17 protein-coding genes and 1 pseudogene are annotated in these 15,810 nt (G+C 46.0%); 8 read left to right on the top strand and 10 right to left on the bottom strand.

Annotated features, from left to right (window positions below; genetic code table 11):
* Positions 1–406 precede the first annotated feature (406 nt).
* The 4 genes from H6F56_RS03735 to H6F56_RS03720 all read left to right on the top strand — a co-directional run bounded on the left by H6F56_RS03735 (position 407) and on the right by H6F56_RS03720 (position 4,278).
* Positions 407–2,866 carry a dynamin-like GTPase family protein gene (locus H6F56_RS03735; protein ID WP_190665516.1) on the top strand — a complete coding sequence of 820 codons (2,460 nt, stop codon included), beginning with the start codon at positions 407–409 and terminating at the stop codon, positions 2,864–2,866.
* Positions 2,867–3,015: 149 nt separating this feature from the next.
* Positions 3,016–3,441, top strand: a complete 426-nt coding sequence (locus H6F56_RS03730) for a KGK domain-containing protein (protein WP_190665515.1) — start codon at positions 3,016–3,018, stop codon at positions 3,439–3,441.
* 222 nt (positions 3,442–3,663) lie between these two features.
* Positions 3,664–3,945, top strand: coding sequence for a KGK domain-containing protein (locus tag H6F56_RS27255; RefSeq protein WP_190665817.1), 282 nt, complete (start codon positions 3,664–3,666; stop codon positions 3,943–3,945).
* An 87-nt stretch (positions 3,946–4,032) separates the two neighbouring features.
* Positions 4,033–4,278 (top strand): HNH endonuclease, encoded by a 246-nt coding sequence (locus H6F56_RS03720; protein ID WP_190665514.1) that lies wholly within the window; start codon positions 4,033–4,035, stop codon positions 4,276–4,278.
* Here the strand turns inward: H6F56_RS03720 and H6F56_RS03715 are convergent.
* The gene (locus H6F56_RS03715; protein WP_190665849.1) at positions 4,190–4,540 is read right to left on the bottom strand and encodes a hypothetical protein; all 351 of its coding nucleotides are present in this window, start codon (positions 4,538–4,540) and stop codon (positions 4,190–4,192) included. The two genes, H6F56_RS03720 and H6F56_RS03715, sit on opposite strands and share 89 nt — an antisense overlap.
* Positions 4,541–4,942: 402 nt before the next feature.
* On the opposite strand from H6F56_RS03715, the gene H6F56_RS03710 reads away from it, so the two are divergent.
* Positions 4,943–5,659: a response regulator transcription factor gene (locus tag H6F56_RS03710; protein ID WP_190665513.1), complete on the top strand. Its 717-nt coding sequence runs from the start codon at positions 4,943–4,945 to the stop codon at positions 5,657–5,659.
* 243 nt (positions 5,660–5,902) lie between these two features.
* On the opposite strand, the gene hemG is transcribed toward H6F56_RS03710, so the two are convergent.
* Both hemG and H6F56_RS03695 read right to left on the bottom strand, forming a co-directional pair.
* Positions 5,903–7,354 carry a protoporphyrinogen oxidase gene (gene hemG / locus H6F56_RS03700; protein WP_190665511.1) on the bottom strand — a complete coding sequence of 484 codons (1,452 nt, stop codon included), beginning with the start codon at positions 7,352–7,354 and terminating at the stop codon, positions 5,903–5,905.
* A 96-nt stretch (positions 7,355–7,450) separates the two neighbouring features.
* A complete protein-coding gene (locus H6F56_RS03695; RefSeq protein ID WP_190665510.1) occupies positions 7,451–7,675 on the bottom strand; it encodes a DUF2811 domain-containing protein in 225 nt (74 codons plus the stop codon).
* Positions 7,676–8,419: 744 nt separating this feature from the next.
* On the opposite strand from H6F56_RS03695, the gene H6F56_RS03690 reads away from it, so the two are divergent.
* The gene (locus H6F56_RS03690; protein ID WP_190665509.1) at positions 8,420–8,680 is read left to right on the top strand and encodes a hypothetical protein; all 261 of its coding nucleotides are present in this window, start codon (positions 8,420–8,422) and stop codon (positions 8,678–8,680) included.
* A 487-nt stretch (positions 8,681–9,167) separates the two neighbouring features.
* Here H6F56_RS03690 and H6F56_RS03685 read toward each other — a convergent pair whose 3' ends face one another.
* The 5 genes from H6F56_RS03685 to H6F56_RS03665 all read right to left on the bottom strand — a co-directional run bounded on the left by H6F56_RS03685 (position 9,168) and on the right by H6F56_RS03665 (position 12,846).
* Entirely contained in the window at positions 9,168–9,809 is a 642-nt protein-coding gene (locus tag H6F56_RS03685; RefSeq protein WP_190665508.1) for a class I SAM-dependent methyltransferase, read from the bottom strand.
* 74 nt (positions 9,810–9,883) lie between these two features.
* Positions 9,884–10,222, bottom strand: coding sequence for a DUF3082 domain-containing protein (locus tag H6F56_RS03680; protein ID WP_190665507.1), 339 nt, complete (start codon positions 10,220–10,222; stop codon positions 9,884–9,886).
* 267 nt (positions 10,223–10,489) lie between these two features.
* Entirely contained in the window at positions 10,490–11,443 is a 954-nt protein-coding gene (ispE, locus tag H6F56_RS03675; RefSeq protein ID WP_190665506.1) for a 4-(cytidine 5'-diphospho)-2-C-methyl-D-erythritol kinase, read from the bottom strand.
* Positions 11,444–11,469: 26 nt separating this feature from the next.
* Positions 11,470–12,351, bottom strand: a complete 882-nt coding sequence (gene rsmA, locus H6F56_RS03670; RefSeq protein ID WP_190665505.1) for a 16S rRNA (adenine(1518)-N(6)/adenine(1519)-N(6))-dimethyltransferase RsmA — start codon at positions 12,349–12,351, stop codon at positions 11,470–11,472.
* 144 nt (positions 12,352–12,495) lie between these two features.
* The gene (locus tag H6F56_RS03665) at positions 12,496–12,846 is read right to left on the bottom strand and encodes an NfeD family protein (protein ID WP_190665504.1); all 351 of its coding nucleotides are present in this window, start codon (positions 12,844–12,846) and stop codon (positions 12,496–12,498) included.
* A 168-nt stretch (positions 12,847–13,014) separates the two neighbouring features.
* On the opposite strand from H6F56_RS03665, the gene H6F56_RS03660 reads away from it, so the two are divergent.
* Entirely contained in the window at positions 13,015–14,070 is a 1,056-nt protein-coding gene (locus H6F56_RS03660; protein WP_190665503.1) for a LuxR C-terminal-related transcriptional regulator, read from the top strand.
* A gap of 112 nt (positions 14,071–14,182) precedes the next feature.
* Here H6F56_RS03660 and H6F56_RS03655 read toward each other — a convergent pair whose 3' ends face one another.
* Positions 14,183–14,962 carry an ATP-grasp domain-containing protein gene (locus H6F56_RS03655; RefSeq protein ID WP_190665502.1) on the bottom strand — a complete coding sequence of 260 codons (780 nt, stop codon included), beginning with the start codon at positions 14,960–14,962 and terminating at the stop codon, positions 14,183–14,185.
* A gap of 53 nt (positions 14,963–15,015) precedes the next feature.
* On the opposite strand from H6F56_RS03655, the gene H6F56_RS03650 reads away from it, so the two are divergent.
* Entirely contained in the window at positions 15,016–15,585 is a 570-nt protein-coding gene (locus H6F56_RS03650; protein ID WP_190665501.1) for a Uma2 family endonuclease, read from the top strand.
* A gap of 97 nt (positions 15,586–15,682) precedes the next feature.
* Here the strand turns inward: H6F56_RS03650 and H6F56_RS03645 are convergent.
* Positions 15,683–15,810 (bottom strand): annotated as a pseudogene (locus tag H6F56_RS03645) (photosystem II q(b) protein); the annotation flags it as partial.

The following is a 15,810-nucleotide window of genomic DNA, read 5'->3' as shown; positions in this document are numbered from 1 at the left end:
CTGAATGCCGGTGTTCGCATACTTAATTGAGAATCACTTGCTCAAGACGTGGCTGAATGTTTTTCCGAACTATAAACGTCAGCACAATGTACTGCAAAGTTTAATATCGTTATTGCTAAGCCGGCTTGACAAGTTCCAGCATCCGAGTTAATTTTTTGCCCTTATTTTTTAACTGAATAAATATTGAAAAGCAATTTTAGCACGTTCTATTTACTTTTATAGAATTAAATTTAAATCTTAGAAGTTTTTCGTAAAATTTAGAGAAACTTGTAACTTTGTATTTTTTCAGAAATTTTCTCAACCTGGTTCATACTCCTGGGTAGAGACAAGCAAATTTTGGGCAACCTATTAAAGAATTCAGATTCGATCTGTCTCTCGTTGGTTCCTCTTCACTTTCAGGACAAATATGACTCAACTGTTACCTCAGTGCGAAAATCTGCAAGCTCAGGTTGATAGTCTACTGCATCTGTTGAATCAAGAACCGTCCTTACGGATGCAAGATATCACCGGGGTTCAGGCGTCCCTGAAAAAAGCAATTTCTCCTAAATTTGAAATCGTCTTCGCCGGTGCATTTAGTGCCGGCAAATCGATGCTGATCAACGCCTTGCTAGAGCGAGAATTGCTCTACAGCGCTGAAGGACACGCCACCGGCACCGAATGCTATATTGAATATGCTGAAGCCGAGAAAGAACGAGTCGTTCTCACCTTTTTAAGTCAGACAGAAATTAAAGAGCAGGCAGATGCTTTGTGTAAGCGTCTGGGATTAACAGCAGAAACCAATCTTCAACAGCGCGAAGCGATTGAATTGCTAACTGAAAAAGGCGAAACGATCATCAAGCTGGAAGGTGGAGAAAGTAAATCTGAGCGAGCGAAACAAGCGAAAGCGCTAGTTTTGTTACTGAAGGGTTATGCGGATAACAGTGAGCGCATTCATCCAACCCACAGTAACACGTTTTCGATGGAGCAATTTGACTTTTCCAATTTAAAAGAAGCTGCCGGTTACGCACGTCGCGGCAGCAATAGTGCAGTTTTAAAGCGAATCGAATATTACTGCCATCACCCGCTATTACAAGATGGCAACGTGCTGATTGATATGCCGGGAATTGATGCGCCGGTGAAGAAGGATGCGGAACTTACTTATCGCAAGATTGAAGATCCGGAAACATCGGCTGTCGTGTGCGTACTCAAACCGGCATCCGAAGGAGACATGACAACCGAAGAAACAGAACTTTTGGAAAAGATGCGGAAGAATCCAGGGATTCGGGATCGCGTCTTTTATGTTTTCAATCGAGTCGATGAAACTTGGTACAATACTCAATTGCGCCAACGACTCGATGATTTGATTAATTCCCAGTTTAGAGACAACAGCCGAGTTTATAAAACCAGTGGATTGCTGGGATTTTATGGCAGTCAAATCAAAGGAACAAGCCAGCGAGAGCGTTATGGGTTAGATTCTCTTTTTGCCCAAAGTGTCAAAGGCACCGGCATTCAGGAAGAAACGTCCCAATTTATCAACGAATTTAACCGCTATTGTGCCAACTCTGGCAAGCTTTCTCCCAATAAGTTTAAGATTGCTGTTTTCAGCTACGAAACCCCAAATGAGAATTATGCCAGAATTCTGAATGAACAGGGTTCACCCCTAATTGATCAGCTTATTTCCGATAGTGGAATAGAAGAATTCCGCACCGGCATCACTCGCTATTTAAAGGAAGAAAAACGTCCTCAACTTTTTGAAGCGCTAGCAAACGATCTTCAGCCGGTGTGTGTCGCCTTGCGCCGGCTTTATTTAGAGCAACACCGAGAGTTGGAGAGTCAACCAATTAATATTGAGGGTGTAAAGTCGCGGCGTTTGGAGCAACTGAATTACGAATTAGGGCAAATTGGTACAGCTTTGATTGAACACATCAGTCAGGAAGTCAATGAGACGATTACCAATCAGTGTCCAATCTTTGAGGAAGATTTTCGCAAGCTCAAAGTGAAAATGGTTTCACGCATGGATGAACTTCTGAATACTTTTTCTGTTGAAGAAGCTTACCGGCGTGCAACACATACTCATCCGCGCAACTCTACTGCGCCACTCCTGGCGATTTTAGTAGAGGCATTTTATTTCATGGCAAATGAATTAGAAGAAGTTCTTGTAGCAGAATCACAACAAGTCATTGCCAATTGGTTTGTTTATTTAATGGATCGCATCCGCCATCAAGAGTATTACCGGCAGATGTGCCGGCTAATTGGAACAGATGCCGGTGTTGAGCAAGCATTTAAAAGTTTGGAAACGCAAGTGCAGCATGCAATTCGCGCTGCCGCGAGTTCAGAATGTGATCGTTATGTGCGAGAAAGCGCTCGATTTTATGACGAGAACACATTTTCAATTTACCAATTCCGTCAAGTCTTGCAGCAAACTTCTCAAGCTTACGATTGCGCCAGTATGGTAGAGGCAGAGCCGGCAATTCGTCAGTTGTTAAAAATGGACTTTGAACCCAAAGTAAAACAAACCATTCAAAGTGCTTTTCGCCAAACAATCAATCAAACGTTCAAAACTCACTTGCTGCCCCTAGCAAAAGAGCAAGAAGAATCAATTTTACAGCAATACAACCGCGCTCGCGCCCATCTCGAAAAAACGTTAGAAAAGGAAGCCCAAGAACAACTCGATCAAAATCAGAAAAATCAAACACAATTGCAGCAAACTGTCAATACTTATAATGAAGCCGTTGGCGGAATTAATCAGTGTTTACAAGGGATGCAATTGGATCGCTATCAATTGCCGGTGGTTAAGTTCAAAGATGATTTTATTACTGCCGGTGAAGTTGCCGAAGCCAATCCTCCGAACGAGCAAAAACTGCTAGTAGAAGCGCTAGTAGAATAATTCAATTTCTTGCAAAAGTCTCCAAGTGCCAATTTATCTTAAACACCCGTTGTTAAACCATCGGTGTTTATCTGTGGTAAAAAAAACGACTTTTGCAGGAATTTGCAGGATATCTATTCAATCAATCCGATATAGAGAAGGACGACAAAATGTCAAAAAGAAAAATTGAAGCTCTGCTGGAGAGTTTGAATATAAAGAAGGATGAGAAAATGTCAATGAGAGAAATGGAAGACAAGTTTGAGTCTCTAGATCGTGAAGATGTTGTGTCTATCTATTCAGACCAAATTTTATTAACCAACCGCACTTTTACAATAAGTGAATTTATTGCAGCAATTCTACCACTTGTCAAGGGACAATACTCTTCATCCAACTGGACAGAAAAAAAGGAAAGTTGGTTTGGTAAAGGTATTGATTGTAAAATACTCCAACCCGGTAAAAATTGGCAAAAAGGCAAAGTGAGAATTACTTTAGAGTTTTGCCCGGAAACTGTTGAGGTAGAAGAAACACAGGCAAGTGAACCGGCTGCCAGCGAAGAAAGCTCACCCCTTGATGAGATACGGCAAATGAAGATTTAAGAGAGCCGTTGAAACTAACAGTTTGCCACGATTTTACGTGGCATAATACACAAAAATTGCGTACCCATAGAAAGACTTAATCCATCAGGCATTTTTGTAATTTAGGGAGGACGGATTGATATGAGCGATAAATTAAAGCCATTGGAAAAGCATGAGGTTGTGTGTTTTAAAGCAGACTCTTTAGGGCGCGAGTTAAATTTAAACTCTAATGGCTTTGTTTAAATAAATTTAACTGCTTTAGAGTTTAACCTAGCAACTAGAAAGAGATTAAATGTTTCAGAACCAATCAGAAACAAACTATTTGGTGAAGGGATAGAATGTTATGCTTTGAAATATAAGGCTGACGGCTGGGAAAGCGGAAAATTTAGAGTTAAACTGACTGTGGAATTTTGTCCAGATGAACCCGAAATAGAAGAAACACCGGCACCCAATACAGCCGAAGCCGGCGAAACTGGATCTCCCCTAGATGAGATTCGACAAATGAGCAAAGAAGAAAATAAATAAATGCCAGATGCCGGCGTGAAATAAGGCAGGGATTTGGTATTTAGGTTTTTGATATGATTTTTCCAAGAAGACGCCACCGGCACAGCCATGACTAAAACACCCAGAATTCCCATTCCCCCAGAAGTGAGGAAATATGTTTTTGAGCGGGATCGTTACCAGTGCAAAAGCTGTGGTCAAACACACTTAGAGACATCACTGACAATTGACCACATTATCCCCCTCGCGCGTGCCGGCAGCAACGACATCAGCAACCTACAAACCCTGTGTAGCCGGTGCAACCGGCAGAAAAAACACCACCTCGATCCCCGCTTTCGGCGTCATTTCGCTCTTTAAAAGGGTATTGATCAAGTATGATTTCTAATGCCATCTTAAGAAAGAAGTTGCGGTTAAGTGAGGCTTCGCAATTTGTTACAATCTGCCGAATCTTTTTGGGAGTGTAACCGCCGGCAGTGCTTAGCTTAGGCAGCGCTAAGGCGAAGGCAAATCCCTCAAAGCCGGTGGCAACTTCTCTTGGGGCGGCTGGTAAGTAACTTTGCCTACTATCCACAGCCCAAGTGCCGGCCCGCAACCACAGCTTAAGTCGTTGCGGTTTCAAAGTGAAATAACAACCGGCATCCAAACGCGTCTCGCGCTTAACCTTTTACTGCCTAGTAAAAGTAAACCAACCGCCGTTGGCTGCTCAGTTCCCTGTATCTTCTTGTTGCACAGCCTGAATTCTGTTGTAAATTGAGCTTTACTTCCGTAAAATCAGGGTTTGCATACAAAAATTTCCAGGGAGTTTCGGTAAAACCCAGACACAAGTTTTAAACTCGCGTCAATCGGTCAAGATCCTTGATCGATGGGCTTTCAGCCGATAATTTTCTAGAATGCTGGATAAACGACTATGCTGGGAGCCGCTCTCCTACAGAGTTGCTTAGTTGCCGCCAGAGCTTCACCTGGCGCTCGCCATCAGTCTGAGAAATCCTTCTTGCCCAGTTCTTAGAGCAAGGTTGTAGACATGGCCCCTGCCAAGATTCTTGTCGTTGATGACGACCCTGCAATCCGTAATTTAATTCATCGCTTCTTGAGCAAGCAGAGCTATGAAATGGAGTCTGCCGACAACGGCAAGACTGCCCTAGAGGTGTTTGAGCAGTTTAACCCAGACCTTGTGATTCTGGATGTCAATTTGCCAGATACCACCGGCTACCAGCTGTGCCAAGAAATGCAAAAGCGTACAGGTGTGTTTGTCCTGATGCTGACAAGCAGGACAGACGAGTCTGACATCCTCCAGGGATTTTCCCAAGGTGCCGATGACTACATCACCAAGCCTTTCCGCCTGGTCGAGTTAGCAGCCAGAGTCCAGGCAATTTTAAAGCGCCAGCGCCCCGTAACCACAGCAGAACAGCAAATTCTGACCTTGGGACAGATGTTCATCGATCCAGTGCGGCGTGAGGTCACACTCAACAAGGAGATGGTGCCTTTAACCGCGCTCGAATTCGACCTACTGTATTTTCTGGCCAGCCACCCCAACCGAGTTTGGCGGCGTGCTGAACTGTTGCAAGAAGTCTGGGACTACGACTATGTCGGGGATCAGCGGGTAGTCGATGTGCATATTGGCCAAATCCGCCGCAAAATTGAAGTGGATGTTAACCAGCCTTCGATGATTCAAACTGTGCGGGGAGTCGGCTATAAGTTTGAATTGCCTGGGGCACCCGGAACACAACAGGTTGAATGAGCTTTGTTGCTGCCTTCGCGTCCAGTGTGCCTGATCGGGACACGAATTTTGTACGCGCCGGCGGCCTTAGTCACCCGCCCACACCGGCTTCCATTCAGGGAAATGTCATCTGCCAGCCCTTTAAGCTTGCTTGCCGGCACAACAGAATACTGAAGAGATTTGGTAAGCGGTAATGGTAACTCCAACCAATTACCATTACCTTTTTTTCCTACCTTCCCCGGAGAATTCACACTGAGAAAAGCTTTAATTTTTTACGGCTAAATATTGCCCAACAACACTGGCACAATCTATGCCACGGCGAACGCAATCTCCCAAAGCAACGCCGTCGGTGTAGTTTCCGCATAAATATAAACCAGGCAACTGCCGCAAGCCCTGCTCGATTTGCTCAAGACGCCGGTGATGGCCAAGGGTATACTGCGGGATCGCACGTTTCCACACATTCACCGCCAAAACCTTCGGGGGCACATCCGTTTTCAGCAGCGACCGGCAAAGGTCTTGATGCACCGCCTCAACAATTTGCGCTTGATCTAAATCCCCAATTTCTAGGTCTGTTGCGCCGCCAATAAAGTTAATCAGCAAATTCCACCCTTCCGGAGCACGATCGGCAAACAAACTCGAAGCCCAAATGGTGCCCAATGTGCGAATTCCCTGACCTCTAGGAATCAAGTTCCCAAACCCCTGCAATTTATCCTTAAAAGCGTCCGCTGGATAGGCCAAGACGACACACGCAACGGGCGGATAAGACAATTCCTCTAAAGCATGGCTAATAGGGGGTTGTAGGGGCTGCAATAGCTCTGCCGTGACATAAGCGGGGGTGGTGAGCACTACGCTGCGAGCTTCAATCTGTTGGGAACCTTCCGGCGTTGAAAATTCTGCAATATAAGTTTGCCGGTCGGTGGGGCGCAACTGCAACAAACGCCAGTTAAGTTTCAAATTTTCGCCCAACTTTTTAGCAATGGCTTCGGGCAGTGCTTGCATCCCGGTTCGGAATGACCCTAACTCCCCGGGTTTCGTCTTGGGAACGTTGGGATCGGTAACAACCGGCTGGGATTTTGGCCGGCGAGACAGCACTGCCCCTGCGATTAGCCCTCCACCCACTTCTGTTAGTTTCGCCACCCGCCCAAAGGCAGCAGCCGCACTCAACTGATCGGGATCGCCGGCATACACCCCTGAAACGAACGGTTCTACTAAGCGCTGTGTCACCTCAGCACCCAAATGCCGGCGAAAGAACTGCCCCACGGTTTCCTCGCCTCCCATTGCCGGCGGCACAAAGCCCAGCGCACCCATCAGCGCCCGCAGTTTCCCCGATAAACTCAGCAAGTGGGACTTCACCAGTGCCGGCGGACTCATCGGCACGGGGATCAACTCACCCTTCCAGTACACGTAACGCGGCAGCCGGCGATCTGCGAACACCAACTCGTCTTTTAAGCCCACATCCACAGCCAGTTTCAGCAGTGCCGGTGTTGGGGAAAAACTGTTTGGCCCTTCTTCCCAAAGAAAGCCGTCTCCAGACGATGACACAATCCGTCCTCCCACCCGTCCTTGGCTTTCTGTTACCAAAATTTTCCAAGGACGGCTGTCGGTGGGCGCTTTGTCGTTTTGCAGGGTGTGGCCCAAACTCAGACCGCTAATGCCGGCACCCACAATCAGAGTATCTAGGACATTCGATGGATTGGCTGGTTGAGTTGTTTGCATGACTCTGGCAAAAAATTTTAAATTTTAGATTTTAGATTTTAGAGTGGCGAGCGATCCAAAATCCAATCTCTAAAATTTACGCACCCCCATGAAGTTTTAAACCGGGTGTTTGAACAGCGATTCAAGATACACGCGGGCAGCCTGACGATAGCTTCGTGACGATTCAGGGCTGCCACTACTGCCATTTTGCAGCAAAAACAGTGACAGAGCGGCAGAAAAAACCCGGTCTTGATCCCAGTCTGGATGGCTGTCCAAGTAGTTTTTGAGGGATTCGTGTAATTCTTCGGGAATTTCCGCCAGAATGCTGATGCTTGCGTTCATAAAATCTCCTTAGGCCGGCTACTTATTTTCTCCCTTCCCTGGGCCGGCGATTGCCTTCACTTCCACTACGCAGAAGCGACGAACAAAGCCCGTCCAGGTGAGAGCATTTTTAGGTAGGCCGGTTCATTTTGCGCTACCAGGGGGTGGGGTTGTCAATGATGCGAAATGTTACAACCGCCTTCATACAAAAAAAAGGTTTACGAAAAAATCAGTGTTTTAGGGCATTTTTCGTTACATAACTTTACACAAAAACAACTTTTGCCACAGGTTCCAGGTGTTGTCTGAGAAATCCCCAATCCAGCATCAAGCGTTGATGATACCGTTCCCCCCTGTGGAAAACTCTGTCTAAATTGTGGAAAACGCTCTGCTTACCTGTGGAATGTTTGTGGAATCTTTGGGGAAAATTCCGGCGAAAAATAAGAATTGCAAAACTTTTTGCTTTGTATGATTTTTTGTTCGCATTGATTAGAGCAAAATTTGTGAGCGCCGGCCTGTCGGTGATCGCCTCAAACCCAGTGCCGGCAGTGATTGCAGCGATGCCGGTGAAAAATAAGTTCGGGCCACGTCCACAAGAGCAGCACTGATGCGGTTGTAAAGTTCTAAGACAATTGGTTGTCAGGAATCAAATATTTTCTGTATCCTTTGTTACAGAACGCAATTGATTTTAGCCCACTGCTAAGCCGGCTTAGTATCCTAGCCGATCGGGAAGCCTTAGCGGTGTGCTGTTAACCCGAGGAGGAATTTATGAAACTCGACATCCGCACACCCAACTTCAATATCCCGTCCTGTCCCTATCCTCGGCCCGCTGCAAGACACCTAGATAGGCATCAGTGGCAACAAGAACTCCAGCCGAATACGTGGGTGACACTCCTAGAGGTTCCTAGTTCTTTCAGTTTTGACGAAGCCCTTTTGCTGTGCCGGCATTCCGATAGCGAGTGGGTTGCTTGGATTCCCGATCACGGAGAAAGCATTCTTCATGTCAGTCAATTTTTCCCAATGACATAAGCAAGCATTCGGTTACGCAATCTTTCATTCACTCCATCACTGTTTGCGCTGAATGCTTTGCAGGAAAATTCCAGTCCAGAGGCAAAATCTCCCAACAATCTCAATTGTTGGGTCCTCAAGTTCAAGAGTGCCGGTTAAAAAATATCCTTCGCTAGTAGGGTGCGTGACTTATGCATCCTACTCAACAATTTTTACTAAATTAAATTAGAGCAATCGAATTAAGCTCAAAACCTGACGCATTAGGTTGAGTAACTAGTCTTCTCAAGGTTATTTCAACGTTTTTTGCATCATTAACGACAGGTTGATTGACCAAAAGTTGATGAGCGAGTAATCGTTAACTTTTAGTTGAGCGCCTGTTGGGCGGAGTGAAACGGAGAGTTGCGCTTCGCTCAACCCAACCTACAAGTATTCAGCCGGCAAGTCATGAGGAGCGATTTAACAAACAGGTTTTTAAAGCTTTTTAAGGCTAATCTCTGTTTACAAATGACTAGGACGGCTTACAAGAACACAACATTGATTTCCAAAGATAGGGCAACCGACCGGCAAACCTGAAGGAAATATCAGTATATCCTTCAGATTTTAATAAAGTGGAAAGCGTCGGCACAGAGAAGAATTTAACGTGACCCATATCCCAAAGAACAGTAAAATGCTCATCCATTTTTCCTGAAGCAGCCAACATCAGGTTTTTTAAGTAGCCGTGATAGGGCGTGCTAAGAATTAAATACCCGTTCGGTTTCAAGCACTTTTGGGCGTATCTGACCAATTCTTTTGGATAAAATAAGTGTTCGATCACTTCAACTGCCATGACAATATCAAATGAATTAATCAGACCGGCATCTGGCAGATCGTAAATATCTGCTTCGATAAATTTGCAATCTGGGAAACTCTCACGGGCAATAGCAATTCCCTGTTCAGAACTGTCAAGACCAACAACTTCATACCCGTGCTGTGCCACAAGATGGGTGAGACTGCCATTTCCACACCCAAGATCGAGCACGCGCGTCTGGGCAGCACCGGCCTGGCTGTGGGCAGACAGTATTTCCAGCAGCGGAGTCATCAAATAGGGATGATGATACCTCGGTTTGCTATCTCGATAAGCATATTCGTACTTATTAGGGGTTTTTTCCACCAATCAACCGTCTCCTGGGGATCTTGACTAGAACCCAAATTGGATTATTATCCCTGATGGCAGAACATTTAGAACTATTGAGCATCTGAAGGCGGTGCCGATTGTTTGCCAAGCTGCTGAATCAGAATCTTAATTCCTAGAGCCATGAGTCCCAAAGACACTAGCGCAAAGATGCCGGTGGCCATCGTGCTGATTCCCACAACCAGGGTACGCACAGCCGATGAAATATTCACAACCGCAACATTGTCAGAGTGAATTGGCTTATTTGCAAAGCTTTGGGCAATTGAGCTGGTGAGCAGGTAGCCGGCAAAGGCGAGGGCGCTGGACACTAAAGAGCCGGTGATGCAGCGTAGCACACTGGGTTGCTCAGGGGTTAAAGAAGGGGAATTGGGCGTTGGGTTCAGGTCAGTCATTGCTTTATTAGGAGGTAAGGGAAAGAATTGAGGATTGAAATCTGTAGCGCATCAGGGTTCATAGACAGACCATTTTATCCAATCTCCCATTGTTCAGCCGGCAAGGGATCGGGCAGCCCATCTCAACGCCGCAAGCGAAACAAATTTCTTGCTTTCCTTATATTCTCGCTTTATGGGAAAGACTCACAGGGGTGCCCAATGCCTCATACCTGATTCCCACTTCTCCCCAAACCAGAATTCAAAACGCTTTCAGGCTAAGTGCTAACACTACTTTATGGGGGATGCTAGTTGAATGCCAGTGGAGATGAGCTTCGCCACCCATAGCTCTAAATCAGGGTCAGGAACAGCCGCTTTCACCGCTTCTTTAACTTGTTGTGCTTGCGCTTGAGATTCCGCCACCGCAAAGACAGTTGGCCCGGAACCAGACATCATCGCTCCCAAAACCGGCTGCTGCTCGAAGGTTTGGCGCAAACGCGACACTTGCGGATAGGCCGGCAACACCACGCGCTCTAAATCATTATGGAGTAACTGGCCAATTTTCGCGCCGTCGCGATGGGCAATGGCATTTACCATCGGCCCAGAGTGGACGCGCTGCCGGCGGTTTTCGAGGGTATTTACGTCAGAAACGTAAGTATTGCTAAACTGCTGCCGGAACGTCTGGTAAGCCCAAGCTGTAGATACTTCCAGACTGCGGTACTTCGCCAGCACCACATACAAATGAGTCAAATCCGGCAGGGGAGAAAGGGCATCACCTCTGCCGGTGGCGAGTGCTGTTCCACCGGCAATGCAGAAAGGCACATCAGAACCCAGCCGGCCTCCCAACTCTTGTAATTCCGTACTCGTCAAACCCAGTTCCCACATCAAATCTAGCCCCACCAGCACTGCTGCGGCATCAGTTGAGCCGCCGGCTAGTCCAGCAGCCACAGGGATGTGCTTGTGAATCGTGATGTCAGCACCCCCAAAGTTTTCAAAGCTATCTGGAAACTGCTCAGCCATGAGTTGGGCAGCGCGATAAGCCAGGTTACTTTTGTCAAGCGGCACTTGGGGATGATCACAGTGAATGCGAATTTCATCGGTTCCATTGGCACGCACAGCAATTTGATCTGCTAAATCCACACTTTGCAATACCATCGCCAGTTCATGATAGCCATCCGGGCGAGTGCCGATGATTTCCAGATACAAATTGATTTTGGCTGGGGCGATCAGGGTGTAGGTTTGCATGAGAGGGGCGTTTGAGGGGCTAAGGGCTAGGGAAGAGGGGCTGAGTCTGTGTCTTCCGTAATGTGTTCTGTATCTTGCCGGTTCAATAAGTCTCCAGTGTTTAACTGGTTGCTGAGGGCGACCCAATTGGCAACGCTGAGGTCTTCGGCGCGGACTTGGGGATTTAATTTTAATTGTTCCAGTAAGTGGGTCAAGCGATCGCGATCAATTAGCCCTTTCAAGTTATTTCGCAACATTTTGCGCTTGCTGGAGAAGCCTTGCTGAATTAATGTACCCATCAAGCGGGGATTGTCTGCCGGCATCTCTACGTGTCGGGGACGCAGCCGCACAACAGCAGAGTCTACTTTTGGGGGCGGGTGAAAGGCTTTAGCCGGCACAGGGCAGATTAATTCGCAGGTGGCCAAATACTGCACCCGCACGGAAAGGGCACCGAAAGCTCTTGACCCTGGTTGAGCGTAAAGTCGTTCTGCGACTTCTTTTTGTACCAGCAACACGATTGAATCAAAGGGTTTGGCAGCCGGCGCGTTGATGGTGCCTAGAAGTTTTTCTAAAATCGGGCCGGTGATGTTGTAGGGGATGTTGGCCACAACTTTATTCGGATGTTGGAATGCCGGCCATGCGCTTAGTAGGGCGTCCAATTCTAGGGAAAGGAAATCGCCTTGGAGGAGCAAAAAGTTTGCTGTTTGCCCTAGCTGTTTAGCTAGGTGTTGGCATAAATCGCGGTCAATTTCTACGGCGACAGCAGACTGGACAAGGGGCAACAGCTGGCGCGTCAAGATGCCGGTGCCGGGGCCAATTTCCAGGACACGGTCGTTTTGAGATAACTCAGCCGCACTGATGATTTGATGCAGCGTCTTTTCACTTTGTAGCCAGTGCTGAGCGAATCGTTTACGAGGTTGAAAAGTCATTTCTTCATTTTACGGGCCGGCAGCTACCCTGAAATTGCAAAAGGCGAGCTAAATGCCCGCCTTTTTCGCCAAGATATGATACTTTGACACAGTTAGATACACCCTATACTCTAAAATCTTGGAATGTCCTGTACAAAGCCGTGGCTAAAATACAGGAACAGAAGTCCGTCGGCTTAAACGTTCTTCCCAGTACATCTGACGCCCGGAGTCAGTGCCGGCAAAAGCTGCCTCACTGTCTGACAGTTCAATGGGAGATTCCGGTAAAGTTATCGGATCGATGGGGACTACCAGCAGCGTAATGCCTTCGCGTGCAACGACACTCACAAACTGGTTAGGCGACACAGTCGCTTGACAATCTGGATTGTAGAAGCGTGCCGGCCAGTATGTCCCGTCAAATTTAACTCGTCCTCGCTGATTGTAAGCGATGGCTTGTTCGACGATACCTAAAAGAGGTTGTGGGAACATTTTGACAGTGTCAGTGAATAGGGTGTCCATTCGCGGGATCTAGTAGCCCGTGTAACGGCTTGTATCTAGATCTCAAAATTACATTGTGCCTCATACACATCCGGAAGTTGTGTAAAAAGATTCACAAGTAGGGCGGTAAAACGTACCTGTAGCTCGCGCTTGCGATATGCTAAAAGACATGGCTCCATTTTAGAGTGCATGAATCACAACCAGTTCGATCAAGCCTTCGATAAGCTGCCTCATCGGCGCAAGCAGGTTTTGTTGAAGGTGTTAGCCGGCGAAACTGACGCAGAGATCGCCAAAGCTTTGACAATTACGGAAGCAACGGTTAGAAAACACATTGAAAATATTTGCAAAGAATTTGGTATCCGCAATGACTTTCCTGATGAACGTCGCTTCAAACGTCCAGAGTTAATTGCATTGTTTGATCGTTACAAGCCAGAATTAGTCAATTCACAAGTGCTGCAGCGGACAGACTGTGCCGGCTCCGCCACTTCCTTAAGTGAAAACTCAGCGGAAAAGGATGAATTGCGGTTTTCCACCATTTACAACCGGGACGTTTTTATCTTAATTGACCAAAGCGGGTCAATGGTGAGAAAAGATGCCGATACCGGCACCCAAACTCGCTATCAATATTTGCAAGAAGTGATAGAAGGACATATCGCCTCAATTTTATCTGCCGGCTGGCAATCGGTGAAACAAGTTGGACAGCAAATTTGTGAGTCTGTTTCGATTTATTTCTTCAGCCGGCATGAAGTTGCACCGAATCCCATTGCTATTGCCGATGCCTCCCAAGTCTGGAAAATTTTTAGCGAGAATCAACCGAAGACAACAACCTTCATCGCCCCTACTTTAGAAAAATGCTTAGATACTTGGTTGCGTGAGGGCAAACCAAAAAATCGGGGCGCTTTTTTTATTATCTATACCGATGGTTTATTTAATGATGAACCGCAGTTTATCAATTGCATTGCGAAAGCCTGCGCTAATATTGATAATCCCAATACCGTTAAGTTTTTTGTCTTGGGTGTGGGGAAAGATGTTGATATCAAACACTTTCTTGATCTTGATTTCAATGTCAACAATCAAATGCCCTATGATATCTTTGTCTTTGATTTAGTCAATGAAGTAGATGATATTATTTCACTTTTAAAACGCCAGATAACAAACGATCCACTTTTGATATTTCCTAAATGGGTGAAGGAGCAATATCCAGAATTTGTCCAGCAGGTATTAGCAGTGCGGCAGAGAATTTGAGGGCTTTTACTATCCCAATGTGATGGTGACGTACGACCCTCAAGAGACAGAAAAATATTATAAAACCCGTCATTGTGTAATTGTGGAAGTTCTTTCACCGTCCCTCAAAAGATTAGAACCAAATGCGGGTAAATTCTTCTGGTGTCCAACCCACGAGATCCGACACTTGCCCATCCCCAATTTCAACAACGCGCTGTCTTCCATCAACGGTTTCGACTACGTCTATGCTGAAAAAAGAGCTAGGAATTATTTGGGCGCATTCTCTAACCAAATCCGGGATGACCACTGTTTCTTTTGCTGCGTAAACATTGCCCTGCCAAATAAAATACCGTTGCTCAGAATTGTTCACCCAATTTTCTATCCGTCGAACACACAAACCCCCTTCAATCTGACCCCTAAATTTTTGCATTTCTAGAACCACCGCCGTAATATCTTGTGGAGTCTCGACAATAGAGCCTAGAGAGGTTTTAAGCGATTTTACGTGGTCTTTTATAAAAAATTTTTCCCAACCCAGTTGTTCTAAAGCATCCACTAAATTTTCGTCACATTTATAAAATCGAGTTTCAGGGGTTAGGTGCGAAATTAACGGATACCAGTTGGGCAAGTAGTGAGCCGCCGCATATTCACTGGTGCTGATAAGCATCATGCCACCCATTTTTTCAACACTTTGCACCAGAAACTCATATTGCGCTAATGGTAACATCCAGCCTCTGTACAGTACGGCATCTCCTGTATGAATAGTTGGCTTAGTTTTTAGCTCACCACTTTCTAAACCCTCGATCACAACCGAAGCAATTTCTGCACCACAAGCTTTAAATGTGTTTGCCTCATTGGAGAAGGCACTATCAATAGTTTTGGGATTAAAGTAGTCCGCCGGGAATAGGATTAGCATTGCGCTGATTTAAGTGTGTAATAATCTATTCTCTAGAGTTAGGCAAAGAAATTATGGAATTAGCGTCGGCATTTATTTCTACTGAAGACTACCTCACATCCGAAGAAAGTAGCAAAGGACGCCACGAATATCTCGGTGGTCAAATTTTCGCCATGTCTGGCGGTAGCGAGGAACACAACCGCATTGCCGGCAATATCTATGCTTCTTTACTGACTTATTTACGCGGTAGTGGGTGTAAAACTTTCATTGCCGATATGAAAGTTAAAATAGAAATTGCCAGCAATACTGCCGATGTCTTTTACTATCCCGATGTGATGGTGACGTGCGATCCTCAAGATACAGAAAAATATTATAAAACCCGTCCTTGTTTAATTGTGGAAGTTCTCTCTCCGTCCACAGAAACCTTAGATCGGCGTGAAAAACGTCTCAATTATCAAAGTTTATCGAGTTTGCAGGAATATGTCCTGGTTTCCCAAGAGGAGATGAAAGTAGAAATTTATCGGAAAAACGAAACGGGAACTTGGAACTTAGAAATATTAGAAACAGATGATATTTTACAGTTAAATTCTGTGGATTTGACGCTGGCAATGGCAGAAATTTATGAGGAAGTGTTGCCGGCTTAAATACTTGGTTTAAGGGGGATGCAGCTAAAGCCTAACTACGAGCCAACAAAAAAGCGCCCTCATTTCTGAGAGCGCTTTTTTAAGCAGTCGCTAAAACCTAACCATTGATAGAAGGAGCAGTCAAAGCAACAGGAGTTTGCTCGCCGGCCGCCAAATCAAGCGGGAAGTTGTGAGCATTACGTTCATGCATCACTTCCATCCCCAAGTTGGCGCGGTTGATCACAT

It is taken from the genome of Microcoleus sp. FACHB-672, assembly GCF_014695725.1.
GTDB lineage: Bacteria > Cyanobacteriota > Cyanobacteriia > Cyanobacteriales > Oscillatoriaceae > FACHB-68.
The sequence above is the reverse complement of the archived record's forward strand: the minus strand, read 5'-3'. Positions and strand labels throughout refer to the sequence as shown.